This window comes from Oleiphilus sp. HI0123, assembly GCF_001635315.1.
Genome location: NZ_LWGE01001069.1, coordinates 1 through 20,021, shown reverse-complemented (window position 1 = coordinate 20,021; position 20,021 = coordinate 1). Strand labels below are relative to the sequence as shown.

At 45.4% G+C, this 20,021-nt stretch carries 24 protein-coding genes; 7 read left to right on the top strand and 17 right to left on the bottom strand.

Annotation, left to right across the window (positions count from 1 at the left end; all coding sequences use genetic code 11):
* On the bottom strand, window positions 1–238 hold a 238-nt coding region (locus tag A3761_RS10150), incomplete at its 3' end, for a hypothetical protein (protein WP_369808216.1).
* Window positions 239–377: 139 nt separating this feature from the next.
* On the opposite strand from A3761_RS10150, the gene A3761_RS10145 reads away from it, so the two are divergent.
* On the top strand, window positions 378–602 hold the full coding sequence (locus A3761_RS10145; RefSeq protein WP_068511382.1) for a DUF6316 family protein: 225 nt from the start codon (window positions 378–380) through the stop codon (window positions 600–602).
* Window positions 603–657: 55 nt separating this feature from the next.
* Here A3761_RS10145 and A3761_RS10140 read toward each other — a convergent pair whose 3' ends face one another.
* From A3761_RS10140 to A3761_RS10095, 10 genes are all read right to left on the bottom strand, one after another.
* Window positions 658–1,143 carry a phosphatidylglycerophosphatase A gene (locus A3761_RS10140; protein WP_068511380.1) on the bottom strand — a complete coding sequence of 162 codons (486 nt, stop codon included), beginning with the start codon at window positions 1,141–1,143 and terminating at the stop codon, window positions 658–660.
* Window positions 1,136–2,098 carry a thiamine-phosphate kinase gene (thiL, locus tag A3761_RS10135; RefSeq protein ID WP_068511379.1) on the bottom strand — a complete coding sequence of 321 codons (963 nt, stop codon included), beginning with the start codon at window positions 2,096–2,098 and terminating at the stop codon, window positions 1,136–1,138. Before thiL ends, A3761_RS10140 begins: the two co-directional genes overlap by 8 nt.
* A 24-nt stretch (window positions 2,099–2,122) precedes the next feature.
* Complete coding sequence (gene nusB / locus A3761_RS10130) at window positions 2,123–2,602, bottom strand: transcription antitermination factor NusB (protein WP_068511377.1); 480 nt, start codon at window positions 2,600–2,602, stop codon at window positions 2,123–2,125.
* Entirely contained in the window at window positions 2,603–3,082 is a 480-nt protein-coding gene (gene ribE / locus A3761_RS10125; RefSeq protein ID WP_068511375.1) for a 6,7-dimethyl-8-ribityllumazine synthase, read from the bottom strand. It lies immediately after the preceding gene.
* Window positions 3,083–3,149: 67 nt separating this feature from the next.
* On the bottom strand, window positions 3,150–4,256 hold the full coding sequence (ribBA, locus tag A3761_RS10120) for a bifunctional 3,4-dihydroxy-2-butanone-4-phosphate synthase/GTP cyclohydrolase II (RefSeq protein ID WP_068511373.1): 1,107 nt from the start codon (window positions 4,254–4,256) through the stop codon (window positions 3,150–3,152).
* An 84-nt stretch (window positions 4,257–4,340) separates the two neighbouring features.
* Complete coding sequence (locus tag A3761_RS10115; protein WP_068511372.1) at window positions 4,341–5,009, bottom strand: riboflavin synthase; 669 nt, start codon at window positions 5,007–5,009, stop codon at window positions 4,341–4,343.
* 20 nt (window positions 5,010–5,029) lie between these two features.
* Window positions 5,030–6,199, bottom strand: a complete 1,170-nt coding sequence (gene ribD, locus A3761_RS10110; protein WP_068511370.1) for a bifunctional diaminohydroxyphosphoribosylaminopyrimidine deaminase/5-amino-6-(5-phosphoribosylamino)uracil reductase RibD — start codon at window positions 6,197–6,199, stop codon at window positions 5,030–5,032.
* A complete protein-coding gene (nrdR, locus tag A3761_RS10105; protein WP_068509328.1) occupies window positions 6,189–6,662 on the bottom strand; it encodes a transcriptional regulator NrdR in 474 nt (157 codons plus the stop codon). The genes ribD and nrdR overlap by 11 nt, the downstream gene beginning before the upstream one ends.
* Before the next feature lie 124 nt (window positions 6,663–6,786).
* On the bottom strand, window positions 6,787–8,052 hold the full coding sequence (gene glyA, locus A3761_RS10100) for a serine hydroxymethyltransferase (protein WP_068567846.1): 1,266 nt from the start codon (window positions 8,050–8,052) through the stop codon (window positions 6,787–6,789).
* A gap of 150 nt (window positions 8,053–8,202) precedes the next feature.
* Entirely contained in the window at window positions 8,203–9,429 is a 1,227-nt protein-coding gene (locus A3761_RS10095; protein ID WP_068511367.1) for an MFS transporter, read from the bottom strand.
* A gap of 246 nt (window positions 9,430–9,675) precedes the next feature.
* On the opposite strand from A3761_RS10095, the gene A3761_RS10090 reads away from it, so the two are divergent.
* Entirely contained in the window at window positions 9,676–9,903 is a 228-nt protein-coding gene (locus A3761_RS10090) for a PA3496 family putative envelope integrity protein (protein WP_068511365.1), read from the top strand.
* Window positions 9,904–9,930: 27 nt separating this feature from the next.
* On the opposite strand, the gene A3761_RS10085 is transcribed toward A3761_RS10090, so the two are convergent.
* Window positions 9,931–10,272, bottom strand: coding sequence for a hypothetical protein (locus A3761_RS10085; protein WP_068511364.1), 342 nt, complete (start codon window positions 10,270–10,272; stop codon window positions 9,931–9,933).
* Window positions 10,273–10,275: 3 nt separating this feature from the next.
* Window positions 10,276–10,476 carry a hypothetical protein gene (locus tag A3761_RS10080; protein ID WP_068511361.1) on the bottom strand — a complete coding sequence of 67 codons (201 nt, stop codon included), beginning with the start codon at window positions 10,474–10,476 and terminating at the stop codon, window positions 10,276–10,278.
* Between the two features lie 187 nt (window positions 10,477–10,663).
* Here A3761_RS10080 and A3761_RS10075 point away from each other — a divergent pair, with 187 nt between their 5' ends.
* The 4 genes from A3761_RS10075 to A3761_RS10060 all read left to right on the top strand — a co-directional run bounded on the left by A3761_RS10075 (window position 10,664) and on the right by A3761_RS10060 (window position 16,380).
* Entirely contained in the window at window positions 10,664–11,134 is a 471-nt protein-coding gene (locus A3761_RS10075) for an MASE3 domain-containing protein (protein WP_068511358.1), read from the top strand.
* A gap of 64 nt (window positions 11,135–11,198) precedes the next feature.
* Window positions 11,199–13,397: a histidine kinase dimerization/phospho-acceptor domain-containing protein gene (locus tag A3761_RS10070; RefSeq protein ID WP_068511356.1), complete on the top strand. Its 2,199-nt coding sequence runs from the start codon at window positions 11,199–11,201 to the stop codon at window positions 13,395–13,397.
* Complete coding sequence (locus tag A3761_RS10065; RefSeq protein WP_369808217.1) at window positions 13,398–15,446, top strand: response regulator; 2,049 nt, start codon at window positions 13,398–13,400, stop codon at window positions 15,444–15,446.
* A gap of 19 nt (window positions 15,447–15,465) precedes the next feature.
* On the top strand, window positions 15,466–16,380 hold the full coding sequence (locus A3761_RS10060) for a diguanylate cyclase (RefSeq protein WP_068553426.1): 915 nt from the start codon (window positions 15,466–15,468) through the stop codon (window positions 16,378–16,380).
* A 3-nt stretch (window positions 16,381–16,383) separates the two neighbouring features.
* Here the strand turns inward: A3761_RS10060 and A3761_RS10055 are convergent, their stop codons facing one another.
* Complete coding sequence (locus A3761_RS10055; RefSeq protein WP_068516301.1) at window positions 16,384–17,250, bottom strand: LysR family transcriptional regulator; 867 nt, start codon at window positions 17,248–17,250, stop codon at window positions 16,384–16,386.
* A gap of 168 nt (window positions 17,251–17,418) precedes the next feature.
* Here A3761_RS10055 and A3761_RS10050 point away from each other — a divergent pair, with 168 nt between their 5' ends.
* Complete coding sequence (locus tag A3761_RS10050) at window positions 17,419–18,003, top strand: NADPH-dependent FMN reductase (protein ID WP_068508909.1); 585 nt, start codon at window positions 17,419–17,421, stop codon at window positions 18,001–18,003.
* Window positions 18,004–18,014: 11 nt separating this feature from the next.
* Here A3761_RS10050 and murB read toward each other — a convergent pair whose 3' ends face one another.
* From murB to A3761_RS10035, 3 genes are all read right to left on the bottom strand, one after another.
* The gene (gene murB / locus A3761_RS10045; protein WP_068516298.1) at window positions 18,015–19,037 is read right to left on the bottom strand and encodes a UDP-N-acetylmuramate dehydrogenase; all 1,023 of its coding nucleotides are present in this window, start codon (window positions 19,035–19,037) and stop codon (window positions 18,015–18,017) included.
* A gap of 15 nt (window positions 19,038–19,052) precedes the next feature.
* A complete protein-coding gene (locus A3761_RS10040) occupies window positions 19,053–19,526 on the bottom strand; it encodes a low molecular weight protein-tyrosine-phosphatase (protein WP_068516175.1) in 474 nt (157 codons plus the stop codon).
* Window positions 19,527–19,566: 40 nt separating this feature from the next.
* Window positions 19,567–20,021, bottom strand: a 455-nt coding sequence (locus A3761_RS10035) for a cytidylyltransferase domain-containing protein (RefSeq protein WP_369808215.1), incomplete at its 5' end; no start/stop codon positions are given.

Here is a 20,021-nt window from a genome sequence, read left to right as displayed (position 1 = left end):
TCAGGCCATATTTTGTTTCAATATTACTTAACAGATAAGTAGGAACCTCTCGCCCATTAACAGAAATCAGACTTATATTTTCTGGAGCAAGCACTACCGCTAACTGATCCTGAGGCAATATATTTCCTTCGTAGGTTTGCACCACCTTATTTGAAGCAGAACAAGCACTCAATAAAACTAAACTTAACACTAAACCTAAAAACTTTGGCCTTCTTAAGCCTTGAAAAAATCGATACATAAACGCCTCTAAGTGGAAAAATAACTGACAGCATTGTGCCTCCAAGCACACCTCTTGGCAACAAATTGATTTTTCGGGAATTTGTTATACAGTTAAGTAAAATAACAACAACGACAAGTATTAATTGGAGGATACACCAATGAATGAACAAGCCGATCTTTCACACCGCACAGGCGAACAAGGGGAAATACCTTTTCGCAGCAGTCGCTTTTTCAGTGTTGGTAATAAGTGGTACTTTTCTACTCGTGAAGGCTTCGATAGCGGGCCTTATGCAAATAAAGAAAGAGCCCGGGATAGCCTGCAAAGCTTTTTAAAAATCATCAACAAACTGCCAGCTCCCTATACCAAAGAAACAGCCCATTAAAGCATTCTGCAAAGTGAACTAGCGCATTAAGAAATAATGCGCTAGAAATCGAAGTTCAGAACAAGCCCGGTAAGCTAAAATAGAGAACTTGCAGAATCACTAGAGCAAAAAGGCCAGCAATCACATCATCAATCATGATACCGCTACCACCATGGATATGCTGATCCAGATATTTAATCGGCTGCGGTTTCCAGATGTCAAAAACCCGAAACAGAATGAAGCCTAGTACAATAGGCAACCAGCCTTTCGGCGCGCCTATCATTGCTATCCAATAGCCAACAAACTCGTCCCAAACAATTCCGCCATGATCATGAACACCCAAGGCTTTGGAAGCTTTAGCACACAGCCAACAGCCAACAACAAAGCTCAGCACAATAACCACCAAGTACCACTCTAAGGCTAAATGCTGCAGCCATAAATAAGGAACAATCGCCATTAATGTTCCTGCTGTCCCGGGTGCCTTCGGTGCACAACCACTACCAAAACCAAAAGCAGCAAAGTGTGCCGGATTCTTTAAAAAACCTTGCGGTAACTTACTCAAAATGCTGAAACCCCTTTCTCTCTATTTCGACTTCCTGCTCACCAGAAAAGACCTTAACACCAAAACTCTTGGGCTCAACCCGCCCTATTCTAGTGAAAGCACTCGCCTCAGCCTTCGACTCCAATACCTGCCAACCTTCCTCAGGGATCGTAAAAAGTAACTCGTAGTCATCTCCTGCAGTCAGTGCCAGTAGCGCAGCTCTATCTTTAGAAAATTCACGCAATTCTTTCGACAAGGGCAAGGCGTCCAGGTCAATCCTTAGGCCACATGAAGAAGACTCAGCAATATGCCCTGCATCAGCTAGCAAACCATCCGAGATATCAATACAAGCACTCGCGTAGGGGGTGATCAATAAGCCCTCTGCAAATCTTGGCGTGGGAGCATAGTATCGACCCAGGAGGTATTCCTCAACGCCACTAAGCGCACTCTTATCCAGCAGGTCTAGCGCAGCACCCGCATCACCCAAGCACCCTGTCACAACCAACACCTCGCCTTCTGTAGCACCACTACGACGTAGCGCTTTGTCTTGAGCTGTAAAACCATGCACCTGAATACCAATAGTTAATGGCCCTCGCGTTGTATCTCCGCCCAAGAGGCTCAATTGATAACGCTCCGCCATATACTTGAGCCCCCTTGAAAAGCCTTCAAGCCAATCCGGGTCAGAATCAGGAAGCGTCAAAGACAAGGTAAAGAATGCTGGTGACGCCCCCATTGCAGCCAAATCACTCAATGACGCAGACATTGCTCGGATAGCCAATTGTTGCGGCGGTGCCGACTTGGGAAAGTGCCGCCCCTCAACCATAGTATCAAGTGAGAAGCACAGAGACTTATTCGCAGGAGGGTTAATGACAGCACAATCGTCACCTATACCCTGGTTAACGAGCTGCTTATCGATAGGCCCCACTCCTTCAAAATACCGTTTAATTATTTGGAATTCAGAAGGAGCAGATGGCATCGGATCAACTAAGTTGCTATAACACTAAGAGGGTTTATGACGTGTTTCAGCCGCGCGCAAACGCAAGGCGAGCTTATCAAGAATACTATTCACATACTTGTGGCCATCAGTACCACCGAATGACTTAGCCAGTTCAACAGCCTCATTAATAACCACACGGTAAGGCACATCAATGCGGTGCTTAAATTCAAAGACACCCATACGCAGAACATTCATCTCTACCGGGTCAACATCCACAATTGCGCGATCCAGAAAAGGCTCAATTGCCTGATCCAATTCTGTCACTTCTTTAGGTATACCGCTAAAGACTTCACGAAAGTAAGCCGAGTCGATACGATCAAAGTCATGATCGGTACGAAACTCTGCTTCTACCTGAGCAATACTGGAGCCGGAAATTTGCCACTGATATAGCGCCTGAAGAACCAACTTTCGAGCCTTCTTACGCTGTGCCGTTCCAGTTTTCTTTACAGGCTGACCGCCTGCGGCAGGGTTAGATTCGCTCACTTAAATACCTGACTGTTTAAATAGTTGAACCATCTCTAGAACTGACATCGCAGCTTCTTCACCTTTGTTACCCGCTTTGGTGCCGGCACGTTCAATCGCCTGCTCAATGGTGTCCACCGTCAGAACGCCAAAGGCAACAGGAATACCTGTATCCAATGATACGGCACCCAAACCTTTCACACACTCTCCAGCAACATACTCGAAGTGAGGCGTACCGCCTCTGATCACCGCTCCTAAAGCAACCACTGCGTCATACTTTTTAGTTTCAGCAACACGTTTCACGGCTAAAGGCATTTCAAATGCGCCAGGAATGCGGAATATCTCGATATCACTCTCATCAATACCGTGACGTACCAAAGAATCCACCGCACCTTCTAGCAAGCTTTCTACCACAAAGGAGTTCCATCGTGTCACGATAATCGCAAACTTTGCACCCGTCGTATCTCTAAAATCACCTTCATAGGTTTTAATATTTCGCATAAGACCTTTCTCTTTAGTATGTTACCGTTCTTAAAATTCGTTTCGTTTTATTTCAATAGCCACTTCATCAAGAAGCTGTATATGGAATAAATTCAACCACTTCCAAATCGAAACCTGAAATAGCTGAAAACTTAACAGGTGGATTCAATAGGCGCATTTTTGTCACGCCTAAATCACGCAAGATCTGAGAGCCTGTGCCCACTGTCAAATACGCCCCCGTTCCTGTCTGCGAAGGTGCTGGCTTGTTCACAAAAAATCCTGCCAAGCGTTCTTCCAAGTCAACAGCCGGGCCACCTAAAACTACTAAGGCGCCAGCGCCTTCTTCATTGATTCGCTCTAACGAATGCTGCATAGACCAACTCTGCGATCCTGGCACTTTAACACCTAAACTATCACGCAGGATATCAGGAGACTGAACCCGAATAACCGGCGCATCCACCTTTGATAAATCACCTCTTACAAACGCCATGTGAACATGACCTTGCAAGGTATCTTTATAAGTAATCAGATCAAATGTGCCATGCTCGGTCTCAACCTGATTCTCTTCTTGCTTAACAACGGTCTGCTCATTCAACGCCCGATAGTGAATCATGTCGGCGATTGTGCCAATCTTCAAATCATGCTCTTTTGCGAAGACTTCAAGATCAGGACGACGAGCCATAGTACCGTCTTCATTCATAATTTCGACTATAACTGAAGCCGCCTCAAAACCTGCCATACGAGCCAGATCGCAACCTGCTTCAGTATGCCCTGCTCGGCTTAATACACCACCAGGCTGCGCCACAATTGGAAACACATGGCCAGGCTGAACAATTTCACTTGGCTTAGTGTTACGTCCTACAGCTGTACGAATAGTGTGCGCACGATCAGCCGCTGAAATACCTGTTGTCACACCCGAAGCCGCTTCAATAGACACAGTAAAGTTAGTTGAAAACTGAGCATTGTTTGCGTGAGCCATCGGCGGTAAGCCGAAGAAGTCTGCCCGCTCTGCCGACATCGTCATACAGATCAAGCCTCTCGCATGTGTCGCCATAAAGTTAATATCTTCCGGACGAACCTGTTCAGCCGCAATCACTAGATCGCCCTCGTTCTCACGATCTTCATCATCCATCAATATAACCATTTTGCCTTGACGGATATCTTCAACTAATTCTTCTACGGTGTTGAGCTCCATTGAGCCTCCCCAGTGTTATTCATCTTAAAAGGCAGCGATATCGAAGGTGAAACGCTGCCTATTATTTAATACAGTGTAAAAGGTTTATCTTAAAAAACCATTTTGTGCCAGAAAGGCCTTATCCAAGTTGCCTTCCGTTTTCTGTTCAGTGACATCAGAAGAGCCTACCTGTAATAGGCGCTCAGCATAACGAGCCATCAAATCAACCTCTATATGAACTGATTGGCCAACCTGATAAGCGTCGATAGTCGTTTCGCCTGCCGTGTGTGGCACAATATTCAGCGAAAAGCCTTCTGCTAACAGCCCGGTTACCGTGAGGCTAACCCCATCAACCGTTACCGAGCCTTTGTTTGCAATATAGCGGCGAATTTCTTCTGGACTACGAATATCAAAACGAATCGAGCGTCCATCCTGCTTTCTGGCAAGCACTTGACCCACACCATCAACATGACCACTTACCAAATGGCCACCTAAACGTGTCGATAAAGTCAGCGCTTTCTCTAAATTAACCTTCGTACCCGCTTGAAACTCTTTGAGATTAGTATGCACCAAGGACTCTGCCGATACGTCTGCAGTAAACCCTTTTGAGTTCAAAGTTACTACCGTTAAGCATACGCCATTTACCGCAATACTATCGCCTAGCTTTACGTCCGACAGATCCAAATTGCCTGTCGAAATAGTTAAAACAAGGTCTCGCCCTTTTGATTCTGATCGCTCGATCACACCAAGCGCTTCAATAATTCCTGTAAACATCGCTTATCCAATCCTTTACGCTAGCGAGAGCCTGACACTTCAGCCGGCATATAAATCATTCGAATGTCCTGACCAACCAGCCTCAAGTCTTTTAAGTCCAGATCAATACTCTCAGACATTTTATCTAAACCAAGTTCAGCAAGCGGTCGAGCTTTACTTCCTAATAATTTTGGCGCCATGTAAACCAAGAGTTCGTCCCACAAACCCTGTTCAATAATGCTTCCCGCTAACAAGGCTCCAGCCTCTAGTAACACCTCATTGCACTGAAGCTCAGCTAATTTGGACATCACTTCTTGCAGCTCACTATGCGCATCATTTGAACTTGATGCAGAAGACAAGCGAAGCACATCAACAAAACCAAGCTGAGACACCTCCTGCGCTTCCTGGCTTAGCTCACTGGCCTCTGAAACACACCACAATATAGGCGTTTCCTGTTCTAATAGTCGAGCAGTCTTAGGCAAGCGAGCCTGACGATCAAGAATGACACGCAAAGGCTGAATTTTTTCAATTTCTCGGGACCATTCAGGATCAAGACCCAGTTCACTAGCTCTAACCGTTAGGGCTGCATCATCATGAAGAATGGTACCAATGCCACTAATAATAGCAGAGCTTCGGGCACGCAAACGCTGTACGTCAGAACGTGCAGCCGGGCCAGTTATCCACTGACTTTCCCCGGACTCCATGGCGGTACGACCATCAACACTGGTCGCCATTTTAATCCGAAGATAAGGCAAACCAGTTTCCATTCGCTTAATAAAGCCTTGATTAAGTGCCCGCGCCTCAGCTTCCATCAAGCCATAGCGTACTTTTATTCCCGCATCCTCCAGAAGTTTAAAGCCTCGACCTGACACCTCAGGATTCGGATCCAGCATCGCAGCAACCACCTCAGATACTTGAGCATCAATTAAGGCTTTAGCACAGGGAGGTGTTCGACCAAAGTGGCTGCAGGGTTCCAAAGTAACGTAAGCTGTCGAACCTTGCGCGAGTCCTCCCGCTTCAGCGAGGGCGTTTACCTCTGCATGCCCTGTTCCGGCCTTCTTATGCCAACCACGCCCCACAATTTGACCGCCCCTCACCAAGACACAACCTACCCGTGGGTTTGGCTGGGTTGTATACACCCCTTTATTGGCCAAGCGCAAAGCTTCAGCCATATAGTGAGCGTCATCTATTGAGAAAGCACTAAGCGTCATTTTTGGTATTCTCAGAACGAGCTAGCCGATCAACTTCTTCCTTAAATTCATTGATATCCTGGAAACTACGATAGACAGAGGCAAAACGAACATAAGCCACCTCATCCAGGCGACGCAGCTCTTTCATCACTTCTTCACCAATAGCAATCGCTTTTAGCTCTCTCTCGCCTGTTGCTCTCAATCGGGCCTTAATGTTATTGATCGCGCTTTCAATCGCCTCAATACTGACGGGGCGCTTTTCCAAAGCCTTGGTGAAGCCTCTGTTGAGCTTGTCCTCATCAAAAGGTTGACGAGTGCCATCCTGCTTAACCACTCTCGGCATCACCAGCTCAGCAGTTTCAAAGGTAGTAAAGCGTTCTTTACAAGACAGGCATTCACGGCGACGGCGAACCTGGCCGCCATCGGCAACCAGTCGAGAGTCGATAACTTTTGTATCCGTCGCACTACAGAAAGGACAATGCATCAAAAAACCTTTTGATTCAGAAGAAAGGCCAATTCAGAGCAGCAAGCCAACTAAACCACTAACAGCTGGCAGGCCAAAGGTGCAGAAATGAGGAAACGCCTCATCACCGCACCGGGTTAACTATTTATGCGTATACTGGGAAGCGAGCACAAAGGTCGATAACGTCCTTCTTAACACTTTCAATAGCATTCGTATCTTCAGCATCTTTAACCAAAGCGTCAATTACGTCACACATCCAGCCCGCTAGTTGCTGACACTCGGCAGCCTTAAAGCCACGACGGGTTACCGCTGGCGTACCGATACGCAAGCCACTGGTCACAAAAGGTGAGCGTGGGTCGTTAGGTACTGCATTTTTATTCACTGTAATATTCGCTTTGCCTAGTGCAGCGTCAGCATCTTTACCCGTGATATCTTTGCTGATCAAATCTAGCAGGAACAAGTGATCGTCAGTGCCATTTGATACCACATCAAAGCCACGCTCCTGGAAAACTGCAACCATCGCCTTGGCATTCTCAACAACTTGAGACTGGTAAGACTTGTACTCATCTGACATAGCTTCTTTAAAGCACACCGCTTTAGCAGCTATTACATGCATCAAAGGGCCGCCCTGGCTTTCAGGGAATACAGCAAAGTTTAATTTCTTCTCTAGCGCTTCATTTGCCTTCGCCAGAATGATACCGCCACGGGGACCACCCAAGGTTTTGTGAGTAGTAGACGTTACTACATCAGCGATGCCAACTGGGCTAGGATAAACACCCGCCGCAACCAAACCGGCAATATGCGCCATGTCTACGAATAAGAATGCACCGACTTCATCAGCAATATCACGAAAACGCTGCCAATCAACAATACGAGAGTAGGCAGAAAAACCTGCAACAATCATCTTTGGCTTATGTTCACGAGCAAGCGCTTCAACCTGATCGTAGTCGATTTCACCCGTTTGCTCATTCAAACCGTACTGCACGGCGTTATAGATACGACCGGAAAAGCTTACTGACGCACCATGCGTCAAGTGACCGCCGTGAGCCAAGCTCATTCCCAATACCGTATCGCCGGGAGAGCAAAGCGCCATATAAACAGCAGCATTGGCTTGCGAACCTGAATGAGGTTGAACGTTTGCGTAGTCAGCACCAAACAACTCTTTAGCACGATCAATCGCTAGCTGCTCAACCACGTCAACATGCTCACAACCACCGTAGTAACGCTTACCCGGATAGCCTTCAGCATACTTATTCGTTAATGCAGAACCTTGAGCCTCCATCACGCGAGGGCTGGTGTAGTTTTCTGATGCAATCAGTTCAATGTGTTCTTCTTGACGCGTTGCTTCAGCAGTAATTGCATTTGCTATTTCATCATCAAAGCCAGCTATAGTCATATCACGAGTAAACATTCATCGCCTCTATCATTCAGGAAAAAATAAGCCTCAAAACGGTCATTCCCTAGTCATTCTTCAACTCTTGTAATGAGCCATATAGAGTGAACAGAATTTGATCGTTCAAAAAAGCGCCATTTTATACGATTATTGTGTGAACTTCATCAATCATTTTTGTCGAAAATAATGTAACACAAACACTAAGCTGACTAAGCCAACAGCGCCCGCAACAACAAAGGTAGAAAAATACCCCAACATGCCAGCCAAGAGACCTCCCAGAGCCGCCGCCAAACCAGAGACCAAGACTTGAATACTGGCCTGAACGGTAAAGTCTGCACCTTCATGTCCGGAACGACATTGCGCCATCATCAGCGAGAAAAGGGCTACTGTAGACATGCCGTCGACTGCTTGCTCGAATATACTTAGACCATAGACCCCAAGAATCCCAACCCAGTGCAGGTCCACTAGCGTATAGAGAGCAATTCCCACAGCCTGGGCCAAGCCAGCAATAAGCATCATATTCTTTGCCCCCAGACGAAGGTATAAATACCCGCCTAAAGCAGCCCCCAGCAAACCCGCAATAGAAGACCATAAAGTGATCGTTGCCAAGTCCCCTAGCGAGAAGCCACTATCGATCAGCAAGGGCTTGATCATTACCGAGCCTAAGGAGTCTGCCAGTTTATAGGTGATTAGCACCAATACCCAAGCAAGCATATTTGAACGCTTAAAAAAGCCCTTATAGACAGTTAGAGGCAATGCCCTAGCCATGCCTTTATCAGCAACACCTGCATCAAAGTTATTGGTCACCTTTGGGTAAACAGGGATAGCTCCAGTGAAGATTGGCAACATTAGTAGAACTAACAACAAGGCCATAAGCTGCATACTCAGACTCCAACCAAAGTGGTCTATCCCTAGTAACAAGCCGCTACCACTTAAAATCATTCCCAACTTAAAACCTGTTACCTGGACACTGTTTCCGATTCCCCTGAAACGCTCTGCTAGAACTTTCACAGCCAAACCGTCGGTTGCAATATCCTGAGTCGCGGCCGAGGTATTCACCAGTAGAATTCCGATGAGAAAAATAACAATCAAGGGGCCAAACAAGCTTTCATAGTTAGACATAGAAGCTAATAAGAGCAATCCGACAAGCAATAACTGCATCGCTACTATCCAGGTTCGATGCACGCCTATACGAGCCCAACCGATACGATCAACATAGGGAGCCCAAATAAACTTTAAAGCCCATGGCAAGGCAAGGAGTTTGATCAGTCCGATATATTCCAGCGACACGCCCTGGTCTCGCATAATGGCCGGAAAAGCATGAGCTAGCACTCCCGAAGGAAGGCCTTGAGAAAAGTACAGCGCAAACAGGACGGCTAGGCTGGCGACGGGCACGTTATATTCTCCTAAATCATCGATCTTGACGAGCAGCTCTTGCCATCAGCGTACTGACAAAGAAGCTCAAATGCGGGCAAAACTATCATCCAAGCGACCTACTTCACAAGCCCATATTTTTGTCTAAATCGTCATTTTTGCTTCACAAAACTGTCACACCCAAAAGCTAGCCTGAGCTCCAAATAAGGTGAGATGCAAAACAGTAAACATTTCGAAACTTTATCGATGCCAGTTAGGAGACACACTATGCAAGCACATGAATCTCAGAACCCGAGCACTTTTGAGCAAGAAAATTCTCTGGAAGCCATCCATGTAGACTTTATGGATATCGCTCACGAACTTCATCAAAAGCAAAGCGAATCAAAGAAAAAAGATCGTGCAAAGCGCCGCTCCCAAGCAAGAAGAGCAATTGAAGATCATCAGGAGAAAAAGCGTTTAGAGGCAGAGCTTAAAGAGTGGTGGGACGATTTATAACGTTCGTTTTGGCCCAATAGCTAGGCGCTACAGGATTACCAAGTCGCCCTCGTTACCTTGGTCCTCAACTGGTCGACGGCCTTCAGTTAAATAAAGAGCATCGTTGTGGAAGTCTACGTATAGGTGGCAGTCCATCACGCTATCGGTTATTTCACTGCTAATGGAAAAGTGACGAACAATCTCTTCACCATCGCAGTGAAAGTGTTTCATATCTGACTTACTCATCACCTCGGGCAAACCGATAGCCAACCGACAATTATGCTGCACCAAGCTATTTTTTATTCTACCTAGAAAACGGTTGGCCAATTCACAATTCCAATCTTCTTGAAAACTTGGGTCACCAATTCTATCTACATCAACTATCGGCATAGTTTACGCTAATAGTAAACGCGGTGTTTTTAATAGCAAAGAAATTGTCAGGTCTTCAGAGCCTGCCGTAATATACGAAGCCATCACTTCTCGGGAATATGAACTTCTATCCGTTACTTCTATTTGACAGCCCAAGCTTTCAAACTGCTTAACACAAGCTGCATCAAATATTTCGGTAATCAGCGCTTTTGCTTGTTCGCTCATAATTCATCTAAACCCAATTTGGCTAGTTGCACCCAAAAAACAAAAGCATACCAAGACTATCCATTTGTTCAGTGTAACCAAAGCATAGCGACTTTCCTATTATTTGCATACTGACGTGAACTTGAAGACATTTCTACTATACTTCTTTAATGCCATCGCACCACGTCACCATATTTCGGAAGTTTGAATGACGTCTCCCAAAAAACTGACTATTGGGCTATTTTTTCTCTGCACTCTACCTTTTTTACCTAATATGCTAGGAATTGACTTTGGCGCTGCGCCGACAAAAGTCGATATAGTGACAACACAAAGCTCGATGCTGGAAGCGCTGCAGGGAGCTATCCTACATACCATTCTCGAATGGAGCGCAATTTCTATTGCCTGTATCGGCGCTATCTTTGCGTTTGTTCATTACTACTATCATCGTAATATTACACTCCCTATCATGGGGCTTGCATTGCTCTCGGCAGCATCGATCGACATTTTTCATACCTTGGCATCAGCAAGAGTGATCGATGCTCAAGCCCAGAACACTGATTTTATTCCTTTTACCTGGGCGCTTTCCCGCCTTTTCAATGCTTCAATCATGACCGTCGGGGCGGCACTAAGCTTATGGGCTTTGTATCACAGCAATAACCCCCCCTGTACAAGCATCTAAAGCTACTTCCTTTAGCGATAGTTTTTTTGTTGGTTCGGCCTTCGTAAGTGTTTATCTAGCCTCGGTGAGCGAAAACCTACCGCAAACCACTTTCCCTGGCGAATTGATAAGCCGCCCCTATGACATCCTTCCACTAGCGACATACTTATTAGCCGCCACATTGTTCTGGACCTGGTTTCAGAAAGAACGCGACCCCGTCAGCCTGGCGTTTTTATTAAGCTGCATTCCAGAGTGCCTAACCCAACTGCATGTGGCATTCGGCTCTACGCAACTTTTCGATAACCATTTCAATATCGCTCATATACTGAAAATTGTTGCTTACCTTTCTATGCTAGCAGGCATAACTCGCAGCCTAATTTTCAACACCGCCACCTCATCAACAGATAGCGGCCCCCGCGAAACACCCCCTCTTACACATCAACATATCAGAACTTCAAAAACTGAACGTGCGAAGCGCCCTATAAGTCTACTAATCCCCTCAGTTACATTCTCTTTAACACTCATTGTCGGCACCATCATCAGTATTTCTGTGTATCTGGATCATATCGCCCAAATAAAGAAAAAGAACCTACAGGAGCTTGAGCACGAAGCTGAGATGCTTGAGTCGAGCTATCAATCCATATTTCAAAGAAGTGCCCAAGACTTAGTTTCCCTGGGCAAGCACTATGCCATTCAAGCCTATGTGCAAGGAGGCATCACTGAGTCTGAGCCAGTCAATCGCACTCTCGAACACTACTTGCTTTTAAATCCAGGCGTAGTAAATATCAAGCTAGTCGCCAAAAGACCGGACAGTGTAATTGGCTGGGAAGTTCTTTATACAAGCCACAAGGCTGACAGCAAGAGCGGAGAGGAAAGCTCAGACACCTTTCTAACAAGAGACCTAGCTACACTGAAGCAAAGTGGCAAGTTAAAATCGGGGGAGATTTACTTTTCTGATATCTACCTAAGTCCAGATCTAGTTGAGCTGGAAACAGAAAAGGTCTTTTCAAGCGTTTCAAACGCGTTATTCAAGGTTCTGGACGATACAGCCAGCTATGTATTAATCGCAACGCTTAAGCCAATGGCTATTATCTCTGGTTTGCCTCGCTACAATAGCAATAGACAGTTCTATATCAGTGACGCTGAAGGTGAATATCTTTATCAGGAAAGCTCTTCAGATAATAGTTCATCATCACATGATAAAAACTTACTTAGAGATTTCCCCGAGCTCACTCAGCACTTTCAGTCAGGCACCAACAAGCTGACGTTTACGCAGTTAAAAGACAGTACCAATACTAAATACTCTGCGTATTACAAAGTATTAAAAGGTGGTGCGACTTATGGCAGCCCACAACTCCATATTCTACTATCATCCTCACATCAACAGCTTGCATTAGCTCTGGAAGGAACTCGCAACAAAAGCCTGCTTATAGGTTTATCGCTAGCTTTAGTTGCCTTAACGGCTGCCATTTTAATCTCTCGCAGAATTACCCGCCCTCTCTCGAGATTGACTGAAACACTCGAACGCTATGAGCAAACAGGCGAAATTGACTACCTACCCGTGAACGAGAATAACGAAGTAGGTATTTTTGCCAGAAGCTTTCATAAAGCCCTACAGAATATTGACGCCTCAATAAATGAACTAAATGAGCAGAAATATGCCTTGGACCAGGCTTCCATTGTCTCTATCACAAATATAAGAGGAGACATCACTTATGTGAATGACAAATTCGTCGAAGTAAGCGGATACGAGCGTGAAGAGCTGCTAGGCCAAAATCATCGAATTCTTAACTCTGGCTATCATGACAAAGCCTTCTTCGGCCAACTTTATAAAACAGCTGCTAAAGGCAGCGTATGGCGAGGCGAAGTCTACAACAAAGATAAACATGGTCAGAATTACTGGATTAGCAGCACTGTCATTGCCATTAAAGATATGAACGGCAAACCACAAAGTTATGTTGCCATTAGCTCGAACATTACTGGGAAAAAATCAGCCGAAAGCGAACTCATTACTGCAAAAGAAAATGCTGAACAAGCTGCAATTACGAAAAGCGAATTCCTCGCAAGCATGAGCCACGAGATCAGGACACCGATGAATGGCGTTCTGGGCATGCTGGGACTTCTGCTTAACTCCAAGCTTGATACTCAACAAAGGCACCGGGCTGAAATAGCGCAAAATAGCGCACAGTCGCTACTTACACTAATCAACGACATTTTAGACTTTTCTAAAATAGAAGCAGGCAAACTAGACTTGGAGCACCTTCTATTTAACCCGAAAAAGTAAATTGGCGATCTTGCAGAGTCTCTTGCCCAGCAAGCTCAACTACAAGAGCTAGAACTGATCGTCGACTTAAGAGGGTTAACCCTGTCAAAAGCAGTAGGAGACCCCGGCAGGATCCGCCAAGTCGTTACCAATCTTGTCAACAATGCAATCAAATTCACCAGCCAAGGTGAAGTCGTTATTTCTGCTCGGCTTACGGAGCTAAACGCAAATCTGCTTCAACTAGACATCGATGTGACTGATACAGGTATAGGAATCCCGCCTGAAAAAGCCGACTCGCTGTTTGAAGCCTTTAATCAGGCTGACGCATCAACTACCAGACAGTTCGGCGGCACAGGTTTAGGACTGAGCATTGCCAAGAACCTATGCTTACTGATGGGCGGCACCATTTCCGTTAAGAGCATTCCAGGAGAAGGCAGCAATTTTTCGAGCTCAATGTTGCTGAAGACTAGCGATCAAGCTGAGTTAGTCAAACCGACAATAGATATAAGCCAACTAGAGATTCTGATCGTTGATGATAACACGACTAACCTAGAGGTACTCCGAGGTCAGCTTGACCTATGGGGAGCTAAAGCCATTGAAGCGAGCTCTGGCTCCGAAGCACTAGAACTATGCCAGCAACGATATAATGACGAAAGCAAGAGGCCTTTCGATATCGCCCTGTTAGACATGCAAATGCCAGAAATGGACGGAGCAGAGCTGGGGCGAAAACTTAGTCACGACGAACGTTTTCAGTCGATGAAACTTGTTATGATGACCTCAATGACCTATCAGGGAGGTGCACAGGAAATGGCCGATATTGGCTTCGATGCTTATTTCCCAAAACCTGCGACTACCTCTGACCTATTTGATGCGTTAAGTATTTTGGCGGATGACGGTCAAGCACTACAACAAGCTCAACCTCTGATCACCTCTGAAAGCATTAAGACCTACTCTACGAAGGATTCGAGACAAATAAAATGGCCAGAAGGTACCCGTTTATTGATCCTGGAGGATAATTATATTAACCAAATGGTAGCCCTCAGCACGTTAAAAAACATTGGCCTACACGCGGATGTCGCTGGCAATGGCCTGGAAGCAATTAGCAGTTTGATACAAACCACCGCCAATACCCCACACACTTTAATCCTTATGGATTGTCAAATGCCCGAAATGGACGGCTATGAAGCCACTCGAGCTATTCGCGATGGCAAAGCTGGACAGTTCTACACCGACATTCCGATCATTGCGATGACAGCCAATGCAATGCAAGGAGATAAAGAAAAGTGCTTGGCTGCCGGTATGAACGCCTATCTAAGCAAACCAATTTATAACGACGCACCAATTTCTACACTCATTAGTTATGTGTGTAACAACAAACCTGAATATGAAGACGCACCTATGCCTCAAGATGATACAAGCACCAAACCCAACGCTACTGCTTCAACTAGCGAGCAAGATACCCCTACCCACTGGAACCCTGACGGTCTAAGAGAGAGAATCTACAATAACGATGATTTATTCTCTGCATTGCTGAATAGCTTCCTTAGTGACAGCCCGAAGCACTCTGAAGATATTCTAAAGGCCTGTAACGAATTAGATCTAAAAGCGCTTAAAGCCATTTCACACCTTCTCAAAGGTGTCTGCGGGCAACTTTGCGCCGACAAGCTCCAAAGTCTCTGCGCTGCCATTGAACAGGTTTCTCTAAGACCTATTGAGCAAGTAGATAAGCACGAACTTGAAGGACTTCATGTAGAGTTCACAACAGAGTTAAGCTTGCTCGAACAATCATTTACTGAAGCACTCGACCATAGTACTGCATCGACCAGCGACGAATCAGATGAAACACTCTCTAATGACGAGTTTATAAACCAACTAAACACGCTTCAAAACAAGCTTGAACAATCAGATTATATCGACCCAGACAGTTTAAGCCTCCTTAAAACAGCCTTCCCCGATAGGCAGGAAATCCAAAATTTGGTCATAAAACTCGTTGAAGAAATCAATTTATTTGACAATACGGCAGCATCAACGACACTTAAAGAGATATTGGCTCTGATTCAGACCTCATAACCAGACTGGCACCTAATAAATGGCCCCTCAAATATCGAGCGAGAAACAAGGAAAGCCAACCGTCCTCATTGTTGATGACGCGCCCGCTAACGTCCAAATTCTCGCTCTCATGTTCCGCGATCTTTATCAGGTCAAAGTCGCTACTTCTGGAGCAAAATGTCTGGAAGTCGCTCGTACAGAGCCCCAACCCGAGCTCATTCTACTTGATATCATGATGCCTGATATGGATGGCTTTGAAACCAGCAAGCACTTAAAAGAAGATGAAGAGACGGCTGGCATCCCCGTTATTTTTGTTACAGGCCTTCAAGACTCGCACGATGAAGAAAAAGGCCTTAAGCTAGGCGCCGCCGACTATATTCGTAAACCAGTGAGAGAAGCGATTGCAATCTCGCGCATCAACACACACATCACATTGAAGCAACAGCGCCAAAGGTTAGAAGAGCTTGCGCTCACCGACCAATTAACAGGCCTTTATAACCGGCATTATTTATTAGCCGTAGCTGAACAAAAAGTCGCTAGCGCCAAACGTCATGGCCATCCATTAAGCTTAATGATGGTTGATATTGACCACTTTAAACAAATTAATGATCAGCACGGCCACCCGGTTGGCGACCAGGTTTTAAGTACCTTTGGTGAATTCCTACGCACCCAATACCGAAAGGAAGATCTTGTAGCCGTGCGTTTTGGTGGCGAAGAGTTTGTGGTACTCCTGGAAAACTGCAGCCTTGATCAAGCAACGATGCGCTCGGACCAAATCCGAAAAGATGTAGAAGCACTTAAGCCAGCTGGACTCTTAGTCACAGCGAGTATCGGTGTAGCTGAACTACATCAGGACGAGAATGACTTTCAATCACTACTAGCCCGTGCAGATAAAGCCGTCTATAAAGCAAAATATGACGGGCGAAACTGCTTTAGAGTCAATGACGACTTTTGATTTTCACTTTAAACACTGCTTGATAAGTGCCGTAAAGGCTTGAACTTTCGGGCTAAAGTGGACATCACGATGCGTCACTAACCATATAGTTGAACGCCATGCACTAGGTGCTGGCAGAAGTAGCTGCAGGTCAGTTTTAAGTTCGGCAATTCGACAATCCATCGCCACGATACCCAAACCATTTTCCGCAGCATCCATTAATATATGGTAGTCGCTGGCACTAAAGCTAATCTGTTCCTTCGGGACCATTTCATTTAACCACTTAATACTCGGAATATTATTCATATTCTGGCAAAAATTAAGAAATCGATGTCCCGTAATATCCTCAAGGCTCTGGAGTTTCCCGTACTTACGCAAGTAGGATTCGCTAGCATAAAGAGCCGATTCAGTATACAATAGCTTCTGTACCACATAATCTGGGTCTTGCGGCTGAGCGCCTGGCCGAATACTAATATGCGCCTCACCATATTCAAGTTTAAAAATTCTCGAATCCGCCTGAAACGAAATGTCCACACCAGGGTGTGCTTTGCTGAATACCTCGATAACAGGCATGATCAAGGGACTCAAGGTCGAAACGCTCGTCAGAACCAAAGGCCCTGTTAGCTGCTGGTCTAGCCCATTAATTTTACTGACCATTCGATCAAGACGTTCTTCGACTTTTGCAGCATCTTGAAACAGAATTTCGCCCGCTTCAGTCGGCGTATAGCCGCGAGAATGCCTATGAAATAACTTACAAGCCAAGTGCTCTTCAATCGAGTCAATGTGCCTAAGAACTGTACTGTGATGAACACCTAAAGACTCAGCGGCCTTGCTAAGCGTGCCAAACTTGGCTACTTGATAGGCTATCTGAATATCACTCCAGCTTTTCATACATATCCCCAAACAATCTATATCTGCGCTTAACGTCACCCGCACAAAATTCGCCACTCTGTGCGTATATGCACACCAACTATGCACTCTACCTATTTTCATGCAGTTTTGCATCAGGTTTAATAAAGACAGTTCAATTCATACGCACTTACTTGAAAGGCCGATACCATGAGCTCAGACAGAACTCTTATTACATTTTCTGGAAGTCTACGCAGCAACAGCTACAACCAAAAAGTTGCTAAGCAAGCACAACAAATAGCTTTAGAGCTTGGCTACGATGCTATCAACATTAACTTAGCAGACTACCCTTTGCCGTTGTTTAATGAAGATATTGAAAACACTGAAACGCCCGCTTCACTGAACGACTTAAGGCGCATATTTTCATCACCAACAAGCATTTTAATCGCGAGCCCAGAGTACAACGGATCATTTAGCGCCGCACTGAAGAATACACTGGACTGGTTATCACGCCCTGACAATAGTGACTCCAATGTCTATCAACCACCATTTAACAGATTTACTGTCGCACTAACTGCTGCCAGCCCAGGCAGCCTAGGTGGCTTAAGAGGACTAGGACAACTAAGAGAAGTCATGACAAATTTGGGGAGTTTAGTTATTCCTCAACAACTAGCTATTGGAGCTGCTTACGAAGCATTCAACGAAGAAGGGAAATTAGTAAATCAAGAAACGGTCGATCGCTTAACCGGATTAGTTAAAACCTTACTAGAAACTGACCAGCGACTACAGAAATAGGAACTACAACCTTATGAACTCAAGGATGAGACTATTTTTGGCTCCACTTCCAAGGCAACGGAAAAAATTGAAGCAATTGAAGCTCTAATATCTTGCGCCAAGGTAAGTATATCTGCCTGATTGCCGCCATCGTGATTGACAAGAACAAGAGCTTGCTTGGCATGTACGCCTACAGGCCCTTGCCGCTTCCCTTTCCAACCGGCCTGGTCGATCAACCAGCCTGCCGCCAATTTAAATTCCCCAGTCTCAAGCTGATAACTCACAAGTCCTGGAAACTTCTTCCTTATGCTCTCTTCTTGTTTCGCCGTAACGATCGGGTTTTTGAAAAAGCTACCGGCATTTGGAAGCTCACTCGGTTCAGGTAATTTCGCCTTACGAACAGCAATAATTTTCTCTCTCACCTGAGATACCATTAAGCTTTCCGCGAGCCCCTGAAAGCCCCTCAGCTCACCATAGTCAAGCTTAAAACAAGGTTTACGTGTCAGCCGAAGTGTAATACTAATGATGCAATAACGATTAGGCTCGCGTTTAAATATGCTGTCTCTGTATGAGAACTGGCACTGCTCATTGCTCAACTCACAAAGCGAAAGCGTCTTAGTGTCGAAAGCTTTCACCGAGACAAGAGAGTCTGAAAGTTCCACGCCGTACGCACCGATATTCTGAACGGGTGCTGCACCAACGGTTCCGGGAATATAGGAAAGGTTTTCTAGCCCAACCAAGCCTTGATTTACAGTACCAGCCACCAAGTCGTCCCAGATCCTACCTGCTTCAACAACAACAATCACATGATCTGTATCGTCATCATGATAGTGAATTGCGTCAAACAATAAACGTATTACAAGTTTGTCTAGTCTCTCGGGCAAAACCAAATTGGAACCGCCGCCCAGGATAAGCAACTCTGATAGTTCATAGCTTCCACCCTGCAAAAAGAGCACAAGCTCTTGAGCATTGTCAAAGCAAAGTTCTTCGCGAGCAACACAAGGTAAAGCCAGGGTATTCAGGCTCTTTAAATCTGCTCCCAAACGCTTATTCATCAAGGAATGCAACCATTAAGCGAGCGCTTCCTCTGTCAGAGCATTCAGCAAACCTTCACTTGCCGACTCAGCTAAATCAAGCACATGTGAAAAACCGGCAGTGCCACCAAAGTAAGGATCTGGCACTTCACTTTCAGGGCAATCACTGAAGTCTAAAAACAGCTTTAATTTATGCTGAGACTCTTCTGGACACATGGCTTGCAAGTTTTCCAGATTGGCCTTATCCATTGCAATAATATGATCAAAGGCTTCGAAGTCAGAGAAAACCACCTGACGTCCTTGAATTCGGCTTAAGTCATACGAACGGCTTAACGCATGCTTTTGTGTTCGAGGGTCTGGAGCTTTCCCTTCATGCCAACCCGCTGTACCGGCAGAATCCACAAAAAAGTGCTCCTTTAAACCAGCCTGATCAACACGAGACTGAAAAACACCTTGAGCAGTGGGTGAGCGACAGATATTTCCTAAACAAACAAACAGGATCTTATGCATAATTCCCAACTCGACTAAAAAAATTAAGAAAAAGAGAACATCATACCGCTAAAAGGTTTCTAAGATATTGCAGATCTGTTTCAGTATCGACCCCTGGAGGAGGGCTCTCCAAAGCTTGTTCGACATGAATGCTAACACCGTTAGATAAGGCTCTCAATTGCTCTAAACTTTCAAGCTTTTCAGTCATACTCGGCGGCCAATTCACATAAGCATTCAAGAAACCCACTCGGTAGGCATAGATACCGATATGGCGGTAATAGCTAGCGCCATCAGGTATCGCCGTTAAGGCCTTAGGATCTGAAAACTGATCACGACACCATGGTATCGGGGCACGACTAAAATAATTTGCCATACCATTGAGATCAAACACCACTTTTACTGCATTCGGATTAAAAACATCTTCTACTTTGACTATCGACTCACACAAAGTTGCAATGCCGGCACCTGGGGCTAATGACAAGTTCTTAGCAACCTGATTAATCACCTTTGGCGGAA

Excerpts from the sequence above, each read along its gene's own strand:
- A3761_RS10145 (WP_068511382.1), top strand. The coding sequence starts at position 378 with ATGAATGAACAAGCCGATCTTTCACACCGCACAGGCGAACAAGGGGAA.
- thiL (WP_068511379.1), bottom strand. The coding sequence starts at position 2,098 with ATGCCATCTGCTCCTTCTGAATTCCAAATAATTAAACGGTATTTTGAA.
- ribE (WP_068511375.1), bottom strand. The coding sequence starts at position 3,082 with ATGCGAAATATTAAAACCTATGAAGGTGATTTTAGAGATACGACGGGT.
- ribBA (WP_068511373.1), bottom strand. The coding sequence starts at position 4,256 with ATGGAGCTCAACACCGTAGAAGAATTAGTTGAAGATATCCGTCAAGGC.
- A3761_RS10115 (WP_068511372.1), bottom strand. The coding sequence starts at position 5,009 with ATGTTTACAGGAATTATTGAAGCGCTTGGTGTGATCGAGCGATCAGAA.
- ribD (WP_068511370.1), bottom strand. The coding sequence starts at position 6,199 with ATGACGCTTAGTGCTTTCTCAATAGATGACGCTCACTATATGGCTGAA.
- nrdR (WP_068509328.1), bottom strand. The coding sequence starts at position 6,662 with ATGCATTGTCCTTTCTGTAGTGCGACGGATACAAAAGTTATCGACTCT.
- glyA (WP_068567846.1), bottom strand. The coding sequence starts at position 8,052 with ATGTTTACTCGTGATATGACTATAGCTGGCTTTGATGATGAAATAGCA.
- A3761_RS10090 (WP_068511365.1), top strand. The coding sequence starts at position 9,676 with ATGCAAGCACATGAATCTCAGAACCCGAGCACTTTTGAGCAAGAAAAT.
- A3761_RS10085 (WP_068511364.1), bottom strand. The coding sequence starts at position 10,272 with ATGCCGATAGTTGATGTAGATAGAATTGGTGACCCAAGTTTTCAAGAA.
- A3761_RS10080 (WP_068511361.1), bottom strand. The coding sequence starts at position 10,476 with ATGAGCGAACAAGCAAAAGCGCTGATTACCGAAATATTTGATGCAGCT.
- A3761_RS10075 (WP_068511358.1), top strand. The coding sequence starts at position 10,664 with ATGACGTCTCCCAAAAAACTGACTATTGGGCTATTTTTTCTCTGCACT.
- A3761_RS10060 (WP_068553426.1), top strand. The coding sequence starts at position 15,466 with ATGGCCCCTCAAATATCGAGCGAGAAACAAGGAAAGCCAACCGTCCTC.
- A3761_RS10055 (WP_068516301.1), bottom strand. The coding sequence starts at position 17,250 with ATGAAAAGCTGGAGTGATATTCAGATAGCCTATCAAGTAGCCAAGTTT.
- A3761_RS10050 (WP_068508909.1), top strand. The coding sequence starts at position 17,419 with ATGAGCTCAGACAGAACTCTTATTACATTTTCTGGAAGTCTACGCAGC.
- murB (WP_068516298.1), bottom strand. The coding sequence starts at position 19,037 with ATGAATAAGCGTTTGGGAGCAGATTTAAAGAGCCTGAATACCCTGGCT.
- A3761_RS10040 (WP_068516175.1), bottom strand. The coding sequence starts at position 19,526 with ATGCATAAGATCCTGTTTGTTTGTTTAGGAAATATCTGTCGCTCACCC.